The sequence below is a fragment of the Clostridium sp. TW13 genome (assembly GCF_024345225.1).
GTDB classification, from domain to species: domain Bacteria; phylum Bacillota; class Clostridia; order Clostridiales; family Clostridiaceae; genus Inconstantimicrobium; species Inconstantimicrobium mannanitabidum.
Genome location: NZ_BROD01000001.1, coordinates 2,651,778 through 2,672,484, shown reverse-complemented (window position 1 = coordinate 2,672,484; position 20,707 = coordinate 2,651,778). Strand labels below are relative to the sequence as shown.

23 protein-coding genes are annotated in these 20,707 nt (G+C 30.1%); 16 read left to right on the top strand and 7 right to left on the bottom strand.

Going from position 1 to position 20,707, the window contains the following annotated elements:
- Positions 1 to 46 precede the first annotated feature (46 nt).
- Together OCU47_RS12845 and OCU47_RS12840 are read left to right on the top strand one after the other, a co-directional pair.
- Positions 47 to 1,267, top strand: a complete 1,221-nt coding sequence (locus OCU47_RS12845; protein ID WP_261829000.1) for an MDR family MFS transporter — start codon at positions 47 to 49, stop codon at positions 1,265 to 1,267.
- 120 nt (positions 1,268 to 1,387) lie between these two features.
- Entirely contained in the window at positions 1,388 to 1,915 is a 528-nt protein-coding gene (locus OCU47_RS12840) for a GNAT family N-acetyltransferase (protein WP_261828999.1), read from the top strand.
- Between the two features lie 76 nt (positions 1,916 to 1,991).
- Here the strand turns inward: OCU47_RS12840 and OCU47_RS12835 are convergent, their stop codons facing one another.
- Both OCU47_RS12835 and OCU47_RS12830 read right to left on the bottom strand, forming a co-directional pair.
- Positions 1,992 to 2,534: a permease gene (locus tag OCU47_RS12835; protein ID WP_261828998.1), complete on the bottom strand. Its 543-nt coding sequence runs from the start codon at positions 2,532 to 2,534 to the stop codon at positions 1,992 to 1,994.
- A 12-nt stretch (positions 2,535 to 2,546) separates the two neighbouring features.
- The gene (locus OCU47_RS12830; protein ID WP_261828997.1) at positions 2,547 to 3,029 is read right to left on the bottom strand and encodes a permease; all 483 of its coding nucleotides are present in this window, start codon (positions 3,027 to 3,029) and stop codon (positions 2,547 to 2,549) included.
- Positions 3,030 to 3,461: 432 nt separating this feature from the next.
- On the opposite strand from OCU47_RS12830, the gene OCU47_RS12825 reads away from it, so the two are divergent.
- The 5 genes from OCU47_RS12825 to yedF all read left to right on the top strand — a co-directional run bounded on the left by OCU47_RS12825 (position 3,462) and on the right by yedF (position 6,465).
- Entirely contained in the window at positions 3,462 to 3,935 is a 474-nt protein-coding gene (locus OCU47_RS12825) for a hypothetical protein (RefSeq protein WP_261828996.1), read from the top strand.
- 106 nt (positions 3,936 to 4,041) lie between these two features.
- On the top strand, positions 4,042 to 4,509 hold the full coding sequence (locus OCU47_RS12820; protein ID WP_261828995.1) for a GNAT family N-acetyltransferase: 468 nt from the start codon (positions 4,042 to 4,044) through the stop codon (positions 4,507 to 4,509).
- Positions 4,484 to 4,627 carry a hypothetical protein gene (locus OCU47_RS12815; protein ID WP_261828994.1) on the top strand — a complete coding sequence of 48 codons (144 nt, stop codon included), beginning with the start codon at positions 4,484 to 4,486 and terminating at the stop codon, positions 4,625 to 4,627. The genes OCU47_RS12820 and OCU47_RS12815 overlap by 26 nt, the downstream gene beginning before the upstream one ends.
- Positions 4,628 to 4,816: 189 nt before the next feature.
- On the top strand, positions 4,817 to 5,689 hold the full coding sequence (locus tag OCU47_RS12810; RefSeq protein ID WP_261828993.1) for a helix-turn-helix domain-containing protein: 873 nt from the start codon (positions 4,817 to 4,819) through the stop codon (positions 5,687 to 5,689).
- Positions 5,690 to 5,868: 179 nt separating this feature from the next.
- Positions 5,869 to 6,465: a sulfurtransferase-like selenium metabolism protein YedF gene (yedF, locus tag OCU47_RS12805; RefSeq protein ID WP_261828992.1), complete on the top strand. Its 597-nt coding sequence runs from the start codon at positions 5,869 to 5,871 to the stop codon at positions 6,463 to 6,465.
- Positions 6,466 to 6,643: 178 nt separating this feature from the next.
- On the opposite strand, the gene selD is transcribed toward yedF, so the two are convergent.
- Positions 6,644 to 7,681, bottom strand: coding sequence for a selenide, water dikinase SelD (gene selD / locus OCU47_RS12800; RefSeq protein ID WP_261828991.1), 1,038 nt, complete (start codon positions 7,679 to 7,681; stop codon positions 6,644 to 6,646).
- Positions 7,682 to 8,008: 327 nt separating this feature from the next.
- Between selD and mnmH the strand changes: the two genes are divergently transcribed.
- The 3 genes from mnmH (at position 8,009) to OCU47_RS12785 (ending at position 10,745) form a co-directional block, all read left to right on the top strand.
- Positions 8,009 to 9,115 (top strand): tRNA 2-selenouridine(34) synthase MnmH, encoded by a 1,107-nt coding sequence (gene mnmH / locus OCU47_RS12795; RefSeq protein ID WP_261828990.1) that lies wholly within the window; start codon positions 8,009 to 8,011, stop codon positions 9,113 to 9,115.
- 35 nt (positions 9,116 to 9,150) lie between these two features.
- Complete coding sequence (locus OCU47_RS12790; protein ID WP_261828989.1) at positions 9,151 to 9,882, top strand: AraC family transcriptional regulator; 732 nt, start codon at positions 9,151 to 9,153, stop codon at positions 9,880 to 9,882.
- Between the two features lie 110 nt (positions 9,883 to 9,992).
- On the top strand, positions 9,993 to 10,745 hold the full coding sequence (locus OCU47_RS12785) for an EFR1 family ferrodoxin (protein WP_261828988.1): 753 nt from the start codon (positions 9,993 to 9,995) through the stop codon (positions 10,743 to 10,745).
- A gap of 119 nt (positions 10,746 to 10,864) precedes the next feature.
- Here OCU47_RS12785 and OCU47_RS12780 read toward each other — a convergent pair whose 3' ends face one another.
- On the bottom strand, positions 10,865 to 11,431 hold the full coding sequence (locus tag OCU47_RS12780; RefSeq protein ID WP_261828987.1) for a TetR/AcrR family transcriptional regulator: 567 nt from the start codon (positions 11,429 to 11,431) through the stop codon (positions 10,865 to 10,867).
- A gap of 148 nt (positions 11,432 to 11,579) precedes the next feature.
- Between OCU47_RS12780 and OCU47_RS12775 the strand changes: the two genes are divergently transcribed.
- The 3 genes from OCU47_RS12775 (at position 11,580) to OCU47_RS12765 (ending at position 14,304) form a co-directional block, all read left to right on the top strand.
- Positions 11,580 to 12,362, top strand: coding sequence for an EFR1 family ferrodoxin (locus OCU47_RS12775; RefSeq protein WP_261828986.1), 783 nt, complete (start codon positions 11,580 to 11,582; stop codon positions 12,360 to 12,362).
- Between the two features lie 106 nt (positions 12,363 to 12,468).
- A complete protein-coding gene (locus OCU47_RS12770) occupies positions 12,469 to 13,278 on the top strand; it encodes a MerR family transcriptional regulator (protein WP_261828985.1) in 810 nt (269 codons plus the stop codon).
- A gap of 258 nt (positions 13,279 to 13,536) precedes the next feature.
- The gene (locus OCU47_RS12765; RefSeq protein ID WP_261828984.1) at positions 13,537 to 14,304 is read left to right on the top strand and encodes an SDR family NAD(P)-dependent oxidoreductase; all 768 of its coding nucleotides are present in this window, start codon (positions 13,537 to 13,539) and stop codon (positions 14,302 to 14,304) included.
- Between the two features lie 140 nt (positions 14,305 to 14,444).
- Here OCU47_RS12765 and OCU47_RS12760 read toward each other — a convergent pair whose 3' ends face one another.
- Positions 14,445 to 15,005, bottom strand: a complete 561-nt coding sequence (locus tag OCU47_RS12760; RefSeq protein WP_261828983.1) for a response regulator — start codon at positions 15,003 to 15,005, stop codon at positions 14,445 to 14,447.
- A gap of 689 nt (positions 15,006 to 15,694) precedes the next feature.
- Between OCU47_RS12760 and OCU47_RS12755 the strand changes: the two genes are divergently transcribed.
- Positions 15,695 to 16,039: a reductase gene (locus tag OCU47_RS12755; protein WP_261828982.1), complete on the top strand. Its 345-nt coding sequence runs from the start codon at positions 15,695 to 15,697 to the stop codon at positions 16,037 to 16,039.
- A gap of 231 nt (positions 16,040 to 16,270) precedes the next feature.
- Here OCU47_RS12755 and OCU47_RS12750 read toward each other — a convergent pair whose 3' ends face one another.
- Entirely contained in the window at positions 16,271 to 16,522 is a 252-nt protein-coding gene (locus OCU47_RS12750; protein WP_261828981.1) for a kinase to dihydroxyacetone kinase, read from the bottom strand.
- 156 nt (positions 16,523 to 16,678) lie between these two features.
- Complete coding sequence (locus OCU47_RS12745) at positions 16,679 to 17,239, bottom strand: TetR/AcrR family transcriptional regulator (RefSeq protein ID WP_261828980.1); 561 nt, start codon at positions 17,237 to 17,239, stop codon at positions 16,679 to 16,681.
- Between the two features lie 180 nt (positions 17,240 to 17,419).
- On the opposite strand from OCU47_RS12745, the gene OCU47_RS12740 reads away from it, so the two are divergent.
- Complete coding sequence (locus OCU47_RS12740) at positions 17,420 to 19,741, top strand: YhgE/Pip family protein (RefSeq protein ID WP_261828979.1); 2,322 nt, start codon at positions 17,420 to 17,422, stop codon at positions 19,739 to 19,741.
- A gap of 296 nt (positions 19,742 to 20,037) precedes the next feature.
- Positions 20,038 to 20,472 carry a J domain-containing protein gene (locus OCU47_RS12735; protein WP_261828978.1) on the top strand — a complete coding sequence of 145 codons (435 nt, stop codon included), beginning with the start codon at positions 20,038 to 20,040 and terminating at the stop codon, positions 20,470 to 20,472.
- Positions 20,473 to 20,707: the final 235 nt, after the last annotated feature.

Below are 20,707 nucleotides of genomic sequence, written 5' to 3'. Positions count from 1 at the left end.
CTACATAATTTTAAATATTATAAGGTTAAGAAAAGGGGGCGTGTTTATGGAACATATTAAAAAATGTCTTAATCCTTATAGGGGCCTATCGAAGGAGATATATGTATTATTCTTCAGCAGAATTATTAACTGTATTGGAGGTTTTGTACATCCTCTAATGTCATTAATTTTGACAAATAAAGTAGGACTTTCAGCTTCAGAAGCGGGAACATTTGTTACTATCTTAGCTATTTGTCAGGTACCTTGTACACTAATAGGTGGAAAGATGGCAGATTCTTTTGGAAGGAAGAAGATAATAGTTAGTTTTCAAATACTAGGAGCAGTTGTACTTATGATTTGTGGGTTTTTCCCAGTATCAACTTTAACTGCTGTATTTTTAATAATTTCATCTTGTTTCTATTCCTTGTCAGGACCAGCTTTTGATGCATTAAATGCAGATATAACAACAGCTAAAAATAGACAAGCTGCTTATTCTCTATTATATATGGGAGTTAATGTAGGCTTTTCTATAGGACCTATCATTGGAGGACTATTATATGCAAATTATTTATCACTAGTATTTATAGGTGATGCTATAACTACTTTAATAGCTTTATTCCTAATAGTTATATTTATAAAGGAAAGCAAGGGAAGAAATGTAGAAGAGCAAAAGAAAGAAAATGAATTAGAAGCAGAGGTAGAGGGATCTACTCTTAAGGTTTTATTAGAAAGACCTACTATTTTAATTTTTGCTTTTATAATCTTATTGTATCAATTTTCTTATTCTCAATGGGGATTTGCTTTACCTATACATTTATCTAATATTTTTGGCTCTAAAGATGGAGCTAAATTGTTTGGGTTCTTGGGAGCTTGTAATGGAGTAGTAGTTATATTATTTACTCCAGTATTGGTAGCAGCCACAAAAAAATTATCTAGAGTTAAGGTTATGGCTTTAGGAGGATTCTTATATACAATTGCTTTTGCAATGTTTGGTATGACAAAAATGATACCAGTATTCTTTATAGGAGTTATCATCATGACTATAGGAGAGGTACTGATTTCAATAAATGAAGGAGTATTTATAGCAGATAACACTCCAGCATCACATAGAGGAAGAATAAGTTCAATACTTCCACTGATTATGGGGGCTGGTTATGCATTGGGGCCAAGTATTACAGGAAGAGTTATAGATCACTTTGGAATGTACTCAGCTTGGATGGTAACATCTTTGGTGGTTACAGTGGGAGCTGTAGCTATGTTTAATCTTAATAGAATTAAAAGAAAATAGCTGATTATATAAGTTGCAAGTTGTACAAGCTTGCAACTTATTTCACTTAAATAGAAGATGCTACTTTATTAAATTTTAACAGGAACGTTTTTAAGAAATGAATTTATGGGAGTGATAAGGTTGAAGATTAGTATTGAATTGGGAAAAACAACTGATATTGATGAATTAGAGCAGCTTTATGATGAGCTAAATGATTATTTATCAGCAGGAGTAAATTATCCTGGGTGGAAAAAAGGCATATATCCTGTTAGACAAAATGCAGTTAGTGGTATAGAAAATGGCAATCTCTATGTAGCAAGGTATAATGAACAAATAATTGGATCAATTATTTTAAGTCAAGTACCAGAACCAGCATATCATAAAGCTAAATGGAAGATTGATTGTGATTATTCAGAGGTTTTGGTTATATATACGTTTGTTGTACATCCTGACTTTTTAAAATGTGGTGTAGGTAAAGCTTTAATAGACTTTGCAGTTAAGCAGGGTATTGAGTCTAATGTAAAGTCAATTCGTTTAGATGTATATGAAGGAAATATGCCAGCCATAAAATTATATGAGAAATGTGGTTTTGAATATATTGATACTGTTGATTTAGGACTTGGTAACTATGGCTTGGATTGGTTTAAGCTATATGAGAAATTAATATAAAATAAAGCAAGGGAAGCCTGTTGGCTTTCCTAAAAATATATTTGAGCATAAATTGTAGAAGATATATAGTGGAAAATTAATTTACATTATCATCTTTCCAATTACAATATAATAAATCCAAGTCCTTTTTAGAAAGAATCTTTTCAATGAGAAAACTCATTATTATTATTCCAGGCAAGTCTATAACAAATCTATAAAAAGTAAATCTAAAGCCTAAGCCTGAGATTTCAAATAAAAGAGTTGAAATCTTGATTACGCACCAAGCATTCAGAAATAAAATTATATTACTGAATTTAACTTCTTTCTTTATAAGTACAGGAATAAACGGAAAGGCAGCATACATAGGCCCAGCAGCTATACTTGCAAAAAAGATTGCAAGAACAATACCTTTAAATCCTGAATCAACGCCCATATATTTTATCATTTTTTCCTTTGATACCCACACATCCATAAGTCCAAGCATCACCATGATTGGAGGTAACACCTCAAGCATTTGTAAGAGACTTGACCAAGCCACAGCTACAGTTTTCATGCCTGTATCAATATTTATTAAGGTAACAGCAGCAGTAATAAATAATGTAACAATAAAAAAGCTATATCTTTTAATTAAGCTCTTCATAATATCCTCCTTCTAGTGGCTCATGGTAAGGCTTATAAAAACTGCCACAATAAAAGAAAATAGAAAGGCTAGAAAGTTTCTAAGCACTGCAGCCTTTTTACCTATATATTTAGCTTCTAATCCTAAAGTTATAATTCCAACCATAGTTAAGTTAGATATTAAAGCAGCTACCTGCGCATATCCAGCACCATTATTAAGAAGGGTGTTGCCTGTAGAAAAAGCAACAAAGGTTGGCATTGTAACAATAGAGCCAACTACAGCAGATATAAAAACACCAGGAAAACCGGAAGAACTACCAATCAACTTAGAAATAACACTAGGGTTTAATATAGCTAGAATCAATCCAACTATAAAGATAATTCCTAAAAATTGAGGCATTATAACTTCAAAGCTCTTCCAACCCTTTTTTAATGCAATTTTTGTTTTTTCTTTATCTTTAAAAAATGATATACAAAGAAGAATAAAGCAGAGGGAATATAAAATTATAGCAGTCATTAAAAGTCCTCCAAAGCAAATTGATTTCATTGTTAATAGTGTATGATGAAAGGATGGAAGAGGTGAATTTTATTACGAAAATTAATTATAATTAGTTTTCTTTTTATGAATTAAAAAAGTTGAATTAGTGTGTTATCTATACTTTATAAGGATGTATATAGAAGTGTTCCACCTAAATGTTGGTAGAAAAATGTCGAATAATTGTAGGTTGTCCACCAACATTTTAATGGAATAGTTCTATATAGATAGTCAATAGAAACATGTAGATCATAGATGGAGATTTGGAAAACTTATATTGTTAACTTATTATTATGTAAATCTTAATATAAATGTAATTTTATAAAATCAGACTATGTGATAACATTAAATAAAGACTATTTTACAATGTTTAACAGATGGGGTTGCATGAGGTTAGTATAGGGGGAGATTTTATTGAAGATAGTTCATAGAATTATCATAGCTGTTTTTACTATATCCGTTACATTAATTGCTTTAGGCTTCAATTGGATAGATTTTCATGAAGACTATGGTATGACTGTTGAGAATACTTATGTTGGAGTAATATACTTATTATTATGGACGGTATTCAGTATCTATTGGGGAGTGATTAAGGAAAAAAGATATATTAAGTTTCTTAGTATATACTGGGGAATAAATATTATTACTTCAATGTTCATTTGTCTATTTGCGCACAGTGAATTTATTACATCAGTTCTATATTCATTTTTTATATGGTACTTAGGACCGTTATCAGGGTTTGGAGTTATAATTAACTCACCATATTTAACTAAGTATACATTATCATTAATTGTAGCTCCATTGGGTATATTGACTTGTTTTATAGGGTATGGCTTTGGAAGATTAGTATTAAGATTAAAAAAGTATAAAGCAGTAGAAGCTGATTAATATAGGGTGCTGATAGATTAAAATAAAAAATATAAATTTTTACTATAGGGGCTATAACTTTGAGGAGTAGATACTTGTTTAATTAATTTATGGAGGCTTATATTTGATGAATTTTAAATTAGCAGCTTTAAGTGAAGTTTATGCAAAACAAATATGTGATTGGAAGTATGAAGGGGAATATGCTGTTTATAATTATCCAGAATGGAATATTATTCTTAAGCAAAAATGGGGTATTACTCAAGAAGAAAAAAGGAACAAAGAGTTTATTGCTGTTCTAGACAAATGTGGAGATTTATGTGGATACATAAGATTCGTAGATAATCATGACTTTGTAACTGTAGGTCTAGGATTAAAACCTTCCTTATGTGGTCTTGGCTTTGGTTATGTATTTATGCAATTAATAAAAAATGAATGTGAGAAAAGAGAATATCAAAAGATTATTTTAGAAGTTCGTTCTTTTAATAAAAGAGCGATTAAGTGCTATAAACAGGCTGGATTTAAAGATGTTGATGTCTATAATAAAAACACACTGACGGGAGAGTGTGAGTTTGTTAAGATGGAGTTTTGCTTTTAGAGATACAAAAACTGTAGAGAAGTTTAGAAGAGAAAATAAAGGTGAAAAAGTACTAGCAGTTGCAATACGCTATCATTCAAAAGGGAAAGAACATAAATGTAAAATTGAAGAAATTTAGGATAGATAGGCTTTAAAATAGTCTATCTTATTTTTATAAACTTGAATTTGAAAATACAATAGATATATTACATATGGTTAATTTTATTAATATTCAACTTTTATATTTGAATTAAAAAGCAAAAGATGTCCTTAACAGTTTAATAATGTGAATTATAATTATATTACGTTGCAATGGGGGAGGAGTGTCATGAGTTATGCTGAATATTTGCAGAAATCTATAGATTACATTGAAGAGAATATTAAGCAACCTATCACAATTGAAGCTTGTGCTGAGGCAGCAGGATTCTCAAAATATCACTTTTATAGGCTATTTACCTTATTTGTTGGAGTTCCATTAATGGAATATGTGAGAAAAAGGCGACTAGCTTATGCAATGCAGGATGTGAACCGGGGAAGACGCATTATTGATATTGCACTTGATTTTGAATATGGCTCAGAGCGAACCTTTAGAAGGGCATTTCAAAACGAGTATGGTGAATCACCAGTTAAATTTAGGAATAAGCATTATGCTATACCAGAGAAACTAATACTGAAAGAAAATAAATCTATAATTTGGGGAGGAATAACTATGGAATATAATTTTAGTGATGTAAAAATTGAAAAATTAGATACTATGTATGTGGCAAGTTCATATGTAATTAGTAATAATCCTGAAGCAGATGTAATGGATTTTATGACAGAATGGATGGAAAAAAACAATATTGATATTAAGTCAAGACAATTTGGATTCGATATTCCTGTTTCAGAAGAACAAAGCCAGAAGAACCTTAGGGGATACGAGTGTTGGATAAAAGTAAATGAAAATACTAATGTATCTGAAGACGTGAAACTGAAAAAGATAGATGAATGTGATTATGCAATCTTAAGAATAACAAATCCATTTTCTAATCCCTTTGAAGTTATACCCGCTGGTTGGAAGGCACTGGCAGAGTGGGTAAGACTAAATGGATATATGCCAGATTGCAGTACCAATAAAGTCAATAAGGAGAGATATTGGCTTGAGGAAAAGTTTCAACAAAATGGTATTACTTATATGAATCTGTATTTCCCATTAAACTAATTTTATGAAAAATAGTAGCTAATCCCTTAGGATAGGCTACTATTTTTGAGTTTACATTAAGAAAAATCAAAATATTAAATTAAAAATATCTAATATCTGATACTATCTTGTAGGTCTTTAGAAAAGATTTTAGTGTATAATAATTTTATGAATAGTATTTGGTGAAAGGTGATTAGTAGATGAGTAAAAACATAGATGCAAGAGGAAAAAACTGCCCTATGCCTGTAATAATGGCGAAAAAAGAAATTGAGCAAGGAGGAAAGTTCTTTACAGTTCAAGTTGATAATAAAATTGCTGTAGAGAATTTGAAAAAGTTTGCTAACAGCCAAGGCTATGAAATTAATGTAGAAGAGGCTAATGGCGATTTTAATGTAAAGTTTTCTAATGGTTGCGAAGAGTGTGAAGAGATACTAGCTAAGGTGGAAAATAAAAAGCCACTTGGAGATTGGTGTATTTTTGTAAACAAAAATACAATTGGAGTTGGAAATGAGGAACTAGGCCAATCTTTGATGAAGATGTTTTTTTATACATTATCAGAAGGTAGCGATTATCCAAAGCATATCTTATTTATGAATGATGGAGTAAAGGTTCCAACCTTAAATGATCAAGCAATTGAACATTTAAAAGCCTTAGAAGAAATGGGAGTTCAATTATTAGTTTGTGGAGCTTGTCTTAACTTCTATAGTTTAGAAGAAAAGCTTTCTGTGGGAAAGGTAAGCAATATGTACGAAATTGTTGACGTCATGAAGTCAGCAGCTAAGGTAATTACACTTTAAATTGCATGAGTATATCAAGGGTTTGATATAAACTTTAAAAAGTGGTAAAGTATTTTGTGCAATGTTTGGAAAAGTTAGATAGTAGTACACTAAGTTGTTACAAAAGGTAGTTCAATTTGCAATTGAACTACCTTTTTAATGTATAAGCTTAAAATGTTGTGATTTATGATAAAAGCACTTATTTTATTATGACACTATAGTCATTTTTCTCAGTTACCTGCCCTATAATCCTTGCCCATGGAGTATAACATTCCATTCTAGATAAGTATTCCTTAGCGTCTTTTTCAGGCATGGATAGTAATAGTCCACCAGAGGTTTGAGGATCAAGCAGTGCATCATGCATTTCTTGAGAAATGTTAGTTGAACATTTATGAATATGTTTTAAATAATCTTGATTATTGTACATTCCTTCTGGAATAATTCCCATCTTTGCATATTCTAAAGCTTTTGGTAGCAATGGAACTGTATCGCTAAAAAATTCTATGGATTTATCACTTCCACTAGCCATTTCATAACCGTGACCAATTAAGCTGAAGCCTGTAATATCAGTACATGCATTTACTTTTAAATTTGCAAAGGATTCTTTAGCATATCTATTCAATTCAGTCATTATTTTAGTAACTTCTTTTATTTCATCAGAGGTTAATAATTCTGCTTTGGCAGCAGTATTTAAAATACCTATACCTAGTGGTTTCGTTAAGACAAGAACATCGCCTGTTTTAGCTTTACTATTAGTAAGAATTTCACTAGGATGAGCAAAGCCAGTAACGCAAAGGCCATATTTAGGAGTTGGATCTGCAATAGTATGACCACCAGCAATAATTGCACCAGCTTCTTGAACTTTACTGTATCCTCCTGCCAAGATATCATGCATTATTGATGAATCTAAGCAAGATGGAAAACATAATAAGTTCATTGCAATAGTTGGACTTCCTCCCATGGCATATACATCACTTAAAGCATTTGTAGCAGCTATTTGCCCAAAAGTGTATGGGTCATCCACCATAGGAGGGAAAAAATCAACGGTTTGTATTACTACCTTATCTTCAGATACCTTGTAAACAAGAGCATCATCCTTTTTATCAAAGCCTACTAATAGATTAGAATCTTCAAATTTAGGTAAGTTCTTAAGAACAGAATCCAAAACACCAGGACCTATTTTAGCAGCACAACCTGAAGTCTTGGTAAGTGCAGTTAGCTTTATAGTATTATTCATCAAATTATCCTCCAATTTTACTTAAGTATATATTTAATATTTATCTAATTATAGATATGAAAGTTTAAAACATTGCTTTTACAATTAAATATAAATTCTATTTTACTTTAACTTAGAGCAAAGAATAATGTTCAAATTTAATGTGGTATATGTATAATTATAAGTTCAATTAATTGTCAATAATAAAGTTAGACTTACATTAATCATTATAAAGGTAAAAGAACAATTGCAATAGTGAAAAACATAAGAAATTGTAAAAATTTCTTATGTGCTATATAATTTATAGTGATTAAAATAACGTAAAAAGATAAAGTAGAAGGGTAATAGATGAAGAAATTAAGCATAACAAATGATTTTAAAAGTATAGTATTGGATGATATAAAGTTAATAGATGTTAGAGCTCCTATTGAGTATGAAAAGGGTGCTATGTTAAACTCAATAAATTTGCCTATATTATCTAACGAAGAGAGGCATATCATAGGTATATGTTATAAAGAAAAAGGTAATGAGGAAGCTACAAAGCTAGGATATCAGATTGTATCTGGAAAAATAAAAGAAAATAGGGTAACCTCATGGGTAAAATGTTTTGAGGAAGATCCTAATACCATGATTTATTGTTTCAGAGGTGGTTCTCGTTCAACTATAGCACAGACTTGGATATATGAAGCTACGGGTAAGGATATAGTAAAACTAGATGGAGGTTATAAAGCATTTCGTAATTATCTTATAGACTCTTTGGAACCAGAAAATATTAACTCAAAACCTTTAGTTTTAACTGGATATACAGGTTCAGGCAAAACTAAAGTACTGAATAAACTGAAAAATTCTATAGATTTAGAGGGAATTGCTCATCATAGGGGTTCCACTTTTGGCCACTATATTACTCCACAACCTACACAAATAAACTTTGAAAATAATTTAGCTTATAGCATAATTAAGCATGGGGATAAAAATTATAAACATATTATTTTAGAAGATGAGAGTAAGAACATCGGGAAAAGTTTCATACCTAAGAATTTTTATAATTACTTTCAAAGTGGAGATGTAGTATTTTTAACTGCTACTGTAGAGGAAAGAGTAGAAAATATACTAGAGGAGTATGTTATAAATGGACAGAGAGATCATATGAAAGCCATAACAGAGAGAGAGTTGGCATTAGAAACTTGGCTAAATGATATGATAGCTAGTATGGAAAGAGTTAAGGGTAAACTTGGCGGAGATAGGACGAAGGTAATAATCGAAGAACTTAAACTAGCTTATAATAATCAGATAGCTACTAATAGTATTGATAGGCATAGAAATTGGATAGAGCTATTCTTAACTAATTATTATGATCCAATGTATAGGCATTCTATAGAGAAATCTAATGGAAATGTAATATTTAAAGGCAACAGCTTCGAAGTATTAGAGTTTGTAGAAGAATTAGAAAGATGATTTGTAAAATCAGCATTAGCTAAGGGGGGGATGTAATGTCTGAAATTTTTAAGTTTGGCAATCCTATGATGATATTAGCTGATTATAAAAATCCAGAACCTCATAAACACCTTGCTATACATCTAATTATTTCTTTAGGTGGAGAAATGGAATGGACAATTGAAAAAAATAAGGTACGATGTCGTGGTATTTTCATTAATTCAGATGTAACACATTCAGGGATTGTAGATAAACAAGGTTCAATTGTATTTCTATTTACTGAAATAAGTAGTTATACTGTCTCTTTAAAGAAAAAATATCTTCAAGGAAATCCTTATGAAGTTTTAGAGGATGAAGTTGTGGATGCAATGCTTAATGAATATATGAGTTATAGGAATGATAAAGGAAAACTTGATGAAATATTGTTAAAGCAATGTGGATTGGATAATTTATATAAATATAGATATGAAGAGAGAGTAGAAAAAGTTTTAACTTACATTAGTGGAGTAAAGACAATCGAACCTTCAATTGTTGAGGATTTAAGCAATCATGTATATTTATCTAAGAGTAGATTATCACATTTATTTAAGGGGCAGACAGGAATGACATTACATAGCTATCTTGCATTTGAGAAACTTATTAAGACTTTTGAATATTTGCATGAAGGAATGAATGTCACTGAGGCATGTGTATTAGCAGGTTTTAGTAGTTCATCTCATTGCTCGTCTACGTTTAAAAGGATGTTTGGCATATCATTAAGAGATATAAATAAAACAATAAAAAAATAGCAACTAATTGAAAGTAAGTATATCTTCATTTCTTATATAATATATACAAGGAATGGAGATATTTTTCATTCTTCTAATAAATGATTAATGAAAATAATTTGGAGGAAAATATGAATAAAATATATTATTTTACCGGTACAGGCAATAGCTTACAGATTGCCAATGATTTGAGCATAAAACTTGGTGAAGGTACAACTTTTAAAATTGCAGAATATTGTGGAGAAAGAATAGAGGCGCATACTTTAGGTATTATTTTTCCTGTTTATAATTGGGGATTGCCATTAATTATTTGTGATTTTTTGAAAAAACTAAATGTCTCAGAGCGAACATATATTTATGCTATTGCAAATTATGGAGGACTTGCTGGTAAAGCACTTGACCAGTGTAGAGATATACTAGAAAAGAAAGGACTAAAATTGTCTTCAGGTTTTTTAATTAATATGCCTGGCAATTATATTTTGGGGTATGGCGCAAAAAGCAAGAAAGTTCAGGACAAGTTATTTGCAAAAGAAGCAACTAAAATTAATGATATAGTTCAGTGCATAAATAATAAAAAAGAGTGTGAAATTGAAAGAAGCCATGCAGTTATAGATCGTATATTTTGCAACTACTTCTATAAGGCTGTTGCTGGCTTTCATGAAGCAGACAGAAACTATATAGTTAATGATAATTGTATTGGATGTGGTTTATGTGCAAAAAGATGTCCTGTAAATAATATTACTATGATTGATGGTAAGCCAAGCTGGAATCATAATTGTGAATTATGTTTAGCATGTATTCAAAGTTGTCCAAAGAAAGCAATTGACTATAAAGGGGTAATAGCAAAAAGAAAGCAGTATTTAAATCCTAATGTAAAGTTATAGTTGATTCTATAGGCTAATTAACCATAGATAGAAAATTTAAATTAAATAAGAGAATATTTTATGAAAAAGTAGTATGTATGTTTAAAAATTAACGGCAGGATAAATTATCAATCTTGCCGTTAGCTATTTTCATAATTAAATTTAATTAGGTCCATAACAATAGTTGTCATTTCTTCAGGTGTCTGCTCCATATCAGAGCTAATCCATTTTGAAACTACATTCCAAACACCACCTGTGTTAAAAGCTAGTGTATAAGCTAATGCTACTTCATTATATTGGTTAGGAAAGTTGGGGATTTTGTCTATCATCATTTCGTGAATAGTTGGAAGCGAACTATTCCATTGATCCAAAAGAAATCCTAGCATTTTGCTTCTATTTAAACCTGTTAAAAATGTTTTATTATCATTACATAACGTAAAGATTTGATGCAAACAAATTTTGGGCGTTAGATTTTCATATATTGATAAATAATCGATCAATTCTTGAATTAAGTTTTGGAAATAGAATTCTAAGACATCTTCTTTTGAAGTAAAGTTACGATAGAAAGTTCTTCTTCCTAAATCAGCATGAGCAGTTAATTCGCTGATTGTTATTTCTTGAAATGTTTTTTTATTCATCAACTCTATTAATGATTCCATAATCCATCTTTTTGACTGTAAAGCAATTGGGCTTTCTGTACGATTCATATAACCTCCTATATGGCACAAAAATGTAATTTATGTAGCACTTGCACTGGATTTATTGACTATTTCACAGTAAAATTGTACCATAATATTAAAGAAGACACAAATGTGTCACGGTGCGCACTAAAATGAAAGGAGAATGGATATAACTATGACTTGTGAAATTGTATATTATTCTGCCACAGAAACTACAACAAAAGTAGTAAGTGTATTGTCAAAAAAAATAAGTGAAGAAGTGATTTTTAGTAGAGTTGACATGACTTCATATAAGAAAGTGGTTCCTTCAAAGGCTGATTTAATTATATTTGCATCCCCAGTTTATGGAGGGCGTATCCCATCAAGTATTATGAAATGCTTTGAAATGAAGTGTACAAAAGCAAAGAAAATAGTTGGAATTGCAGTATATGGTAATATGAGTTGTGGAGTAAGTCTTAAACAGTATAGTAAATTGGCAAGAAAGCATAGTTGTTTATTAATAGGAGTAGGAGCATTTATTGGTGAACATACTTATTCCTTAGAGGAAGCTCCAATTGCCAGATGTAGGCCTAATGAGACAGATCTTGAGCAAGCAAAGTTATTTGGATTAGCAATTCAAGATAAAGTAAATAGAGGAATAAATGAAGAAGTTAAAATTCCTAATACACTGTTTCCACTATTTATTGAAAAGTTTCCAGAAGGGATGGTTAAAGTAGGTGTTAAGAAACCTATTATTCAAGGAAGTTGTAATGGATGTGGTTTATGTGAAAAAAGTTGTCCTACGAAAGCTATAGATCCTAACACATTTATAATAGATAACAAGAAGTGTATAAGATGTTTTTCATGTGTTAAAAAGTGTAATAGAAATGCACGAAAAGCAGAATTAATTATAAAAGGATTAAAGTATCTTTTTTCATATATTGGAAGGAAAAACAAAGAAAGTGCTTGGATAATATAAACATATTTTATACAATAAGTATAAATTTTGTATTGACTCTCACATAGTGGTAGGTATTATTCTAAAGATGTCATTCGAATGGCAGTAATTTATAGGAGTTGATTTTATGTTCAAGATTGGAGATTTTTCTAAATTGACTAAAGTGTCTGTACGTATGCTCAGATATTATGATGAGGTTGGACTTTTTAAGCCTGCTAAAATTGATGATTTTACAGGTTATAGATTTTATTCAGCAAAACAGATTTCAGAGATTAATCTAATAGTGTCATTGAGAGATATGGGATTTAATGTAGCTGATATAACTCTATTTATAAAAGAAAAATCTGATGAAAAGCTAGAGGACATATTAAAGGTCAAAATTCAAGAAATTAGGAATAATATAAGATCTGAGGAAAGAAGACTTGAAAAAATCAACTTCACTATAAGAAATATGAAAAAGGAGAGAGTTAATATGAATTATAATGTTACATTAAAATCACTACCAAGCTATAAGGTTATCTCTTTAAGAGATACTATACCAGCTTATGATGCAGAAGGTATACTTTGGGCAAGGTTGAGTGAGTACCTAATGACGAAGAATATTCCTTGTAGTGAAATAGCTTATGCTACCTATCACGATGATGGGGTAAAAGAAGGCGAGGTTGACGTAGAGGTAGTTATGGGTGTTGACAATCTTATGAATGATGAAAATGGATTTATATTCAAGAAAACTGAAGAGGTAGAGCAGGCTGCTAGTATTTTAGTTCCAGGAGATTATTCTAATATAGGAGGAGCATATAATTTCCTTGCAAATTGGATTGAGGAAAATGGATACAGTATGTCTGGAAATCCACGTCAAGTTGCAATAAGAGGACCTTGGAATGAAATAAATTCAGAGGATTATTTGAGTGAAATACAGATACCAGTAAAGAAATAAAAATAGCACAAAAATGGTTGTATATGCATAGGAATTAATTCTTATCATGTACAACCATTGTATTTTTTAAACTGACCAGTCTAGAAGAAAGATAGAAGACTTTAATAATTATGGATACAAAATAATAAATGTTATTTGTAAAAAATTAGATTTAACATTTAGTAATATGAAAAAATCAAGATATTAATTTATTGACCCAAAATACAATATATTGTAATATAAAGTAAAATATACAATGGAATTTTATGGAGGGCTAATATGTTTGATTTAAAAGGGAAAATTGCTGTAATTACTGGTGCATCAAGTGGGTTGGGAAGAGATGCTGCACTAGCATATGCTAAAGAAGGGGTCAACGTTGCCTTGTTGGCAAGAAGGGCTGAAAAACTTGAAGAACTAGCTAAGGAAATTGAAACTTTAGGAGTAAAAGCAATTGCAGTTAAGTGTGATGTTGCAAAGGAAGAGGAAGTTAAAAGTGCCATAGAAACTGTAGTTAATGAGTTTGGTAGAATTGATATTTTATTAAATAATGCTGGTGTAGCTGTTCGTGGTGGTGTAGATACTCTTAATAACGATGATTGGGATAAAAGTATGAATATAAATGTAAAGGGAATTTATCTTGTTAGTAAGTATGTTATTCCAATTATGAAGCAGCAAAACTATGGTAAGGTGGTTAATGTTAGCTCAATTAATGCGTTTTTAGCAGATAAGAATGATATCTTCATTAGACATTCTTATAATGCATCTAAAGCAGCAGTTTTAGGACTATCCCAAGGGATGGCAGCATCCTATGCTCAATATGGGATAACTGTAAATACTATATGTCCAGGGTTGTTTGAATCAGAAATGACAGAGAATACTTTGTTTAAATCACAAGAGTTTTTATCAAAATATAATATACTTTGTCCAGCTTCAAGACCAGCTAAAAGGGGAGAATTAAATGGAACTATTTTTTATTTTTCTTCTGATGCATCAAGCTATGTAACAGGTCAATACATTGTAGTCGATGGTGGTTTGTCAATAGTATAAATTTATATAGATGCTAAAGCTAGTGGTATTATTGAAAGTGTTCAAAAGTAATTAAAAAAATTTATAGATTGTACTTATATAAAAAGTAGAAAGCCGTTTGACTTTCTGCTTTTATAGTTAAAATGAAATAAGTTTATTAACTAAATCATATTTAGACTTGAGATAACTGTGTTTGGTAAAAATGGTTTTGTAATAAAACCAGATACACCTAATGCTATTGCTGAATCAATAATTGCTTTATCAGTTACAGCTGAACACATAATTATTTTAATATCAGGATAGTCTTTCTTAATATGCTGTAGAGCACTTATACCATCAATTCTAGGCATTTTAATGTCAAGCATTATTAAATCTGCTTTTTTCTTTTTGAGCATATCCAATAGCTCTTTTCCATCTGAAGCTTCACCAATAATTTCACACTCATTTTCGATTAATATCTTTTTTAGTGAATCTCTAATAAACTGAACATCATCTACAACTATGACTTTTCTTTTATTTTTGCTTCTTCCAAGTAGTTCATCTGTTGATATGTCAAAAAAATCTGCAATTGAGCATAACATTATAATATCAGGTATGGAATTGCCAGTTTCCCATTTTGATACTGCTGCTACTGACACTCCTAGTTCAGATGCTAGTTTTTCTTGAGTTATATCTTTACCTTTTCTTAGTTCATATATTTTTTTACCTACTGTAATATTCATATACATTCCTCCGTTTGAAACACTATGATAATTTTAAAGTAAATATTTACTAATACAAGTGTACAATCATATCATTATATATTCAAACGAAGTATAGTAGAATAATTTAACTTGTAGTTGATATAGTGGTGAAATGCGCGTGCTAGAAATAAGTGGGCTAGTCAAGATAAAGCCATTTTTCAATATATTCTACGAAATATATTCAAGTATCTAGCTTTGAGCAAATTATTTAGAATATTGTATAAGTAAAGATATTCTAAATTGCGTGACAAATTAGTATATGTATCTACAAAAAAAGTTATAAAACAACATCAATTTTATAAAATTAACAGTTTGTTAACATATTGTTTTATGAATTTATGTAAAATAATTTAGGAGATTGATTTTAGTGATATTAATAAAACCAATTATTAGTACGGTTTATTTAAACAAATAGGGGGAAGTAAGTGCAATTAGCTTACTATAAAGGGGAATATAATGCCAGAGTTATGTGATAATTTTCAAGCATTTTAATCTGAAATGATAGATATCTTTAAAACAATTTCGCTAAGCTACTAAAATTATTAATATAAGCAGTTATGATTTTTAAATCGGTATTATATTTATTTAGCTATTTAGAATTAAAGTTGTTAAGTTTTTGGCTTAACATATAAAACCATGATTTGGGATGTGGAAGGTGGAATATTAAAGTGAAGAAAATAATTTTATTCGGTATTACCTTATGTTTATGTTTTGGACTAGTTGCTTGTGGAAGCTCAAGTTCATTTGAATTTTCAGTTAAAGATGTGAAAACAACTAATAGTGAAGGAACATTTGCAATTGGTAAAGTAGAAAAAGGAACATTAAATGACGGTGATGTTGTTACAATTAAGAGAGATGGAAAGACAATTAAATCAGTTAAAGTAAAGGGTCTTGTAAATACAAGTAAAGATAAAGATGCAAAATCAATTACAAAAGGTGATGAAGCATATGTTGGGCTTGGAGATATAGGACAAGACGATATATCAATCAATGATGTATTAGTTAAAGAATAGTCTTAGTATAGAATTATAACCCCAGTACTAATGATGAAGGTGCTATGCGAGTTTATTTTAAAATATATTAGATAACTTTTAGCGCAACATTAACAGAAAACAAAAGAATAAATTATTACATAAGAAAGAAGGAATTCCTGTAAAATGGAAGTCCTTCTTTTTTGTATTTTAAATCCTGCAAATTTTATCAGGGTTATAAAGAGTTTTTACATATGAGTGGGAAAATACTAATTAACCTTGAAGCCCATTAGCTTGGCGGTCCATGTTTTCTATAACTACGTCGTGGATATCGCCTAATGAAGCACAATATTCAAGAACCTTCCATGGTGTGTTGGTATGAAAATGAATTTTAATTAGTTCATCATCTCCAACAGCTAGTAAACAATCACCTTCAATATTGTTTGTAATATATTCGTTAATCGCATCTTCAGAAAGATCATGTCCTTCAATTAATAATTGAGTATCAAATTTGTATTCAAGCATAATAAAATCTCCTCTATCTATTCTAGTTTATAAATTGCTATTTGTTTAATTATATACTAAACAACTTTATAAATACAAATATTTAACAAGGACAGGTTGTGCAATATAATTTTTATAGTCTTTGCTTCTGTTTAAGTAGTGTAAAAAGATGGATGTTTACAAATCTTTTGTAAGCTTATTGATTATTTCAGTTGTTATTACAGCCATGTCTTTAGGCGGAATATCTAACCCATCTTCAATCCACTGCTGTATTAGGCCTATACAGCCAGATATGGCATATGGTCTTAGGTAATGCATTTTGATTTGGGGAATTGAATCACCAAATGGAGGTTTTGTCTGAAGGATTACTTTTTTAAATTTTTCTTTAAATGAGTTGTCACCATCAGGACCTAAGAGTATTTTGCACATTTCAGCATTATTTTGTACATATTCAAAGATATATGTATAAAAATATAATAACTTAGTATCATTATTGTCCTTGGCAATTATATGAAAAACTTTCTTGAACTCTTCAAGCATTTCAGATTCCACTTGTTCTAACATATCAAATATATCCTTATAGTAGAGATAGAAAGTTGATCTATTTACGTCTGCTAAATCAGTAAGCTCTTTTACTGTAATATCGTTTATTTTCTTTTTAGACATGAGTTCAGTTAAACATCGCAGTAGAGTGCTTTTAGTTTTTCTTACACGTCTATCAATTTTTTGTTCGTCCATAATATATAAAATCCTCCTAAAAAATATGTTGGATAATCAACACATGTTGTTTATGTGTGGGATAATCATCAAACTGCAAGATATTGATGATTGAAGTAATTCGACACTAATACTATAATACACATATATCGGTTAATGAACAAGTGTTGATAAAAATAATTATATTTAGGAGGGAGTAAGGTGAAGTTAAAGGAAACAAAAGATAATAAGAGATCAATGAAAATAATTGTTTCTATAGCAATTATTGCTGTGATATTTGTGCCGATGTTATATTCATGTATTTATCTTCTTAGCGTTTGGGATGTTTATAATAAGCTTGATAATGTGCCAGTAGCTTTTGTAAATATGGATAAGTCTACAACAAAAGATGGAAAAGAATATGCATTGGGTAAAGATATAGAGAAGAATCTTAAGGATAACAAAAAGGTGGACTGGAGATTTGTAACTCAGGAAGAGGCTATGGATGGAGTAAAAGGAACAAAATACTATGCAGTAGTAGAAATTCCTGAAGACTTTTCTGAAAATATTGCAAATGCTCAGAGTGGAAACACTAAAAACTCAGAGATAATTTATATTCCCAATAAAGGTAAAAATTTTGTTTTCTCTCAGATTTCATTAAAAGCTGCAGAAGCGATTAAAACAGAAGTAAGTTCTAATATTCAAAAAGAAGTTTCAAAATCTTTAGTAAACAGTTTATATGATGTTAAAGTATCTATTAAGGATGCAGGTAATGGAGTGGAAAAACTTCAAGTTGGTACTGAGAAACTTTTAAATGGAAGTGAGAGATTAGCCGATGGAGCTGAAAGCGCCGCAAATGGTTCTGTGAAACTTCAAAATGCCTTAAATACAGCAACTGCTTCTGTGGGAAGGCTTCAAGATGGAACTCAAGAATTATTTGATGGAAGTAGTAAGTTAACAGGCGGTATTAATGCAGCAGTAACAGGTTCCAAGAAACTTTCTTTAGGATTAATGGAAATTGCAAATGGGCAAAGTAAAATAGTAAATGGTTCAGAAGAGTTGGTTAGTGGATTAAAGACAGCAAAAAATAGCTTAACTCAAAGTAATAGTTCAATTAAGCCATTAATTAGTGGTGCATCTACGCTAGATGCAAATGTAGGGGCTATTGCGCAGGGTGCTGGACAACTTGATACTTCATTTGGTGTATTAGCAGATAGTATAAAGAAATCAGATTCAGTATTACATTATGAGCTAGATGCTATTAAAAATTCTAATTTAAGTCAGGCTGATAAACAGAAGCTTATAGCAGGAATTACTGCTTTAGATAAGATTAGTGTAAGTGGCACTAGTGATAGTAATGAAGCACCAATAAGCAAAGCAGCAAACTCAATTCATCAGCTTTCAAGCAATTTGGATAAACTTAAGACAGGCTCAAGTCAGATATCAAATGGAGTTAATACTCTAGCAGATGGCTTATCTAGTACTCAAAGTAAATTGAATTCTGGGTTGGATAAATTAATTGGAGGAGCTGAAGATATTCAAACTGGGAGCAGCAGTGTACTTATTGCCTTAAATACTGTTACAGCTAAGACAGGAGATTTATCCAATGGATTAGAACAGTTAAATGGTGGTGCAACAAGATTGGAAAATGGTCTACAAGCTGTTAATGATGGTAATTTAAAGCTAGAAAATGGTTTGAGTACAATATGTCAAAAGACAGGTGAATTATCTTCTGGATTAGCAACAATAAGTAATGGGGCAAAGACTTTAAGTGATGGTTTACAGACAGCAACCGAAGGAACAACTAAGCTTAGAAATGGCTTAAATAGTGGATATGATAAGATGGACACAAAACTTAAATTCAGCTCTGATAGTATGTCTAATTTCGTTTCAAAGCCAGTAGATATAAAAGAAAATGATATTAATAATGTGAAATATTATGGTGAAGGCTTGGCACCATATTTTATATCAATGTCTATGTGGCTAGGAGCAATGATTATTGGTACAATACTTTCAATAGCAAAGTCAAAAAAAGTATTTAATATTAAATTAATCAATAGCTTCTTTGGAAGTTTTATGGTAGGTTGTGGATTAGTAGTTTTACAAGCATTAATATTAAGTTACGCTGCTATAAAAATAATAGGAATAAATCCAGTGAGTGTGCCTCAATTTTGTATAATAAATTCAGTTATTTCAATAACATTCTTTAGTGTTTCATATGGAGTATCTCATGCAATAGGAGCATTAGGAGGAGCTGTGATGTTTATATTACTATTATTACAACTATCCTCTTCAGCAGGGACTTTCCCTATAGAAACAGCACCTATGTTTTATAGAATTGTGAATAAAATAGTGCCTATGACTTATTCAGTAAGTACGCTTAGAATGACAATATCAGGTATAAATCAGTCAGTATTAAATCATAACATGTTTGTAATGTTGATTTTTATTGTAGTATTTTTACTAGGGGGATTTTTGATAAGAGAGTTAATTAATTTAAGTAAAAACGGTAGACAGGCTATTATAAATTCTAAGGTTGCATAAATTAGAACTTTCATAGTTTAAAATGGTAATAAGCAGTAGCTTTTAATTATAGCAACTGCTTATTTTTTTGCTAATCTGCTAAACAAGTCTAACCTAAATAGTTTTATTCGATCCATTGTTCATGTTAATGCTATTTAACTTATTTGATGTTTAGCTGAAGTAGAGTGTAGAAATCAAAAATAGATTGTGAATTTTAATTCTTAATATATGTTAAGCAAAGTTATATATTGACTACATAAAAAACAATAGTAAGTGCATAAGATTAAATGAAGTTAATGTAGGGGGATTATTAAATTATGGGTGAATTGAAACACAAATTAAGACAGTTAAAGAAGCTTGAAGCACATATTAGATTTCAAAATATACATTTTAATCAATGTCAAAAATATATATGGAATGAATACTTTTCAACAAAGGACAACAATGATAGTTCAGTAAAATATAATATGAACAGTTTAAGGAAAATGAATCATGAAAAGTTAAAAGAAGTGTTTGAAGAATATTTTTATCAGGTTTATTTTCAATATTATAAAGAGAATGGGATGATATCAGAGGGAATGTATGATATTTCACTTCTATCAAGTTTGGGTCTTCCTGCCAACTCTTCTATTGATACTATAAGAAGCAAGTTTAGAGAATTAGCAAAGAAGTATCATCCAGACATTGGTGGAGATAGTAGTCAATTTATACAACTTGTAGAGAATTATAAAAAATTAATAGGTGAAGATTGAATATATGATTATACTAACTTACTAAATAATATGGTTGCAGATTTATGGTGTGTGAAAATTTAAATTAAGGTTATAGAAAACTTTGAAAAGGCAGATAAGAATTTTTCTAAAGATTTATGAAAGCATTAAGAATAGAATAATTAGGGTAATAAAATGGTGGTTATAATTGGCTACCATTTTATTACTACAAAATCCATAATTTATGAAATTATTTTGGAAAAAAATAAAATGAAAA

Excerpts from the sequence above, each read along its gene's own strand:
- OCU47_RS12785 (WP_261828988.1), top strand. The coding sequence starts at position 9,993 with ATGAATAAAATATATTATTTTACCGGTACAGGCAATAGCTTACAGATT.
- OCU47_RS12770 (WP_261828985.1), top strand. The coding sequence starts at position 12,469 with ATGTTCAAGATTGGAGATTTTTCTAAATTGACTAAAGTGTCTGTACGT.
- mnmH (WP_261828990.1), top strand. The coding sequence starts at position 8,009 with ATGAAGAAATTAAGCATAACAAATGATTTTAAAAGTATAGTATTGGAT.
- OCU47_RS12765 (WP_261828984.1), top strand. The coding sequence starts at position 13,537 with ATGTTTGATTTAAAAGGGAAAATTGCTGTAATTACTGGTGCATCAAGT.
- OCU47_RS12790 (WP_261828989.1), top strand. The coding sequence starts at position 9,151 with ATGTCTGAAATTTTTAAGTTTGGCAATCCTATGATGATATTAGCTGAT.
- OCU47_RS12775 (WP_261828986.1), top strand. The coding sequence starts at position 11,580 with ATGACTTGTGAAATTGTATATTATTCTGCCACAGAAACTACAACAAAA.
- OCU47_RS12735 (WP_261828978.1), top strand. The coding sequence starts at position 20,038 with ATGGGTGAATTGAAACACAAATTAAGACAGTTAAAGAAGCTTGAAGCA.
- OCU47_RS12810 (WP_261828993.1), top strand. The coding sequence starts at position 4,817 with ATGAGTTATGCTGAATATTTGCAGAAATCTATAGATTACATTGAAGAG.
- selD (WP_261828991.1), bottom strand. The coding sequence starts at position 7,681 with ATGAATAATACTATAAAGCTAACTGCACTTACCAAGACTTCAGGTTGT.
- yedF (WP_261828992.1), top strand. The coding sequence starts at position 5,869 with ATGAGTAAAAACATAGATGCAAGAGGAAAAAACTGCCCTATGCCTGTA.
- OCU47_RS12830 (WP_261828997.1), bottom strand. The coding sequence starts at position 3,029 with ATGACTGCTATAATTTTATATTCCCTCTGCTTTATTCTTCTTTGTATA.
- OCU47_RS12845 (WP_261829000.1), top strand. The coding sequence starts at position 47 with ATGGAACATATTAAAAAATGTCTTAATCCTTATAGGGGCCTATCGAAG.
- OCU47_RS12820 (WP_261828995.1), top strand. The coding sequence starts at position 4,042 with ATGAATTTTAAATTAGCAGCTTTAAGTGAAGTTTATGCAAAACAAATA.
- OCU47_RS12835 (WP_261828998.1), bottom strand. The coding sequence starts at position 2,534 with ATGAAGAGCTTAATTAAAAGATATAGCTTTTTTATTGTTACATTATTT.
- OCU47_RS12780 (WP_261828987.1), bottom strand. The coding sequence starts at position 11,431 with ATGAATCGTACAGAAAGCCCAATTGCTTTACAGTCAAAAAGATGGATT.
- OCU47_RS12745 (WP_261828980.1), bottom strand. The coding sequence starts at position 17,239 with ATGGACGAACAAAAAATTGATAGACGTGTAAGAAAAACTAAAAGCACT.
- OCU47_RS12760 (WP_261828983.1), bottom strand. The coding sequence starts at position 15,005 with ATGAATATTACAGTAGGTAAAAAAATATATGAACTAAGAAAAGGTAAA.
- OCU47_RS12750 (WP_261828981.1), bottom strand. The coding sequence starts at position 16,522 with ATGCTTGAATACAAATTTGATACTCAATTATTAATTGAAGGACATGAT.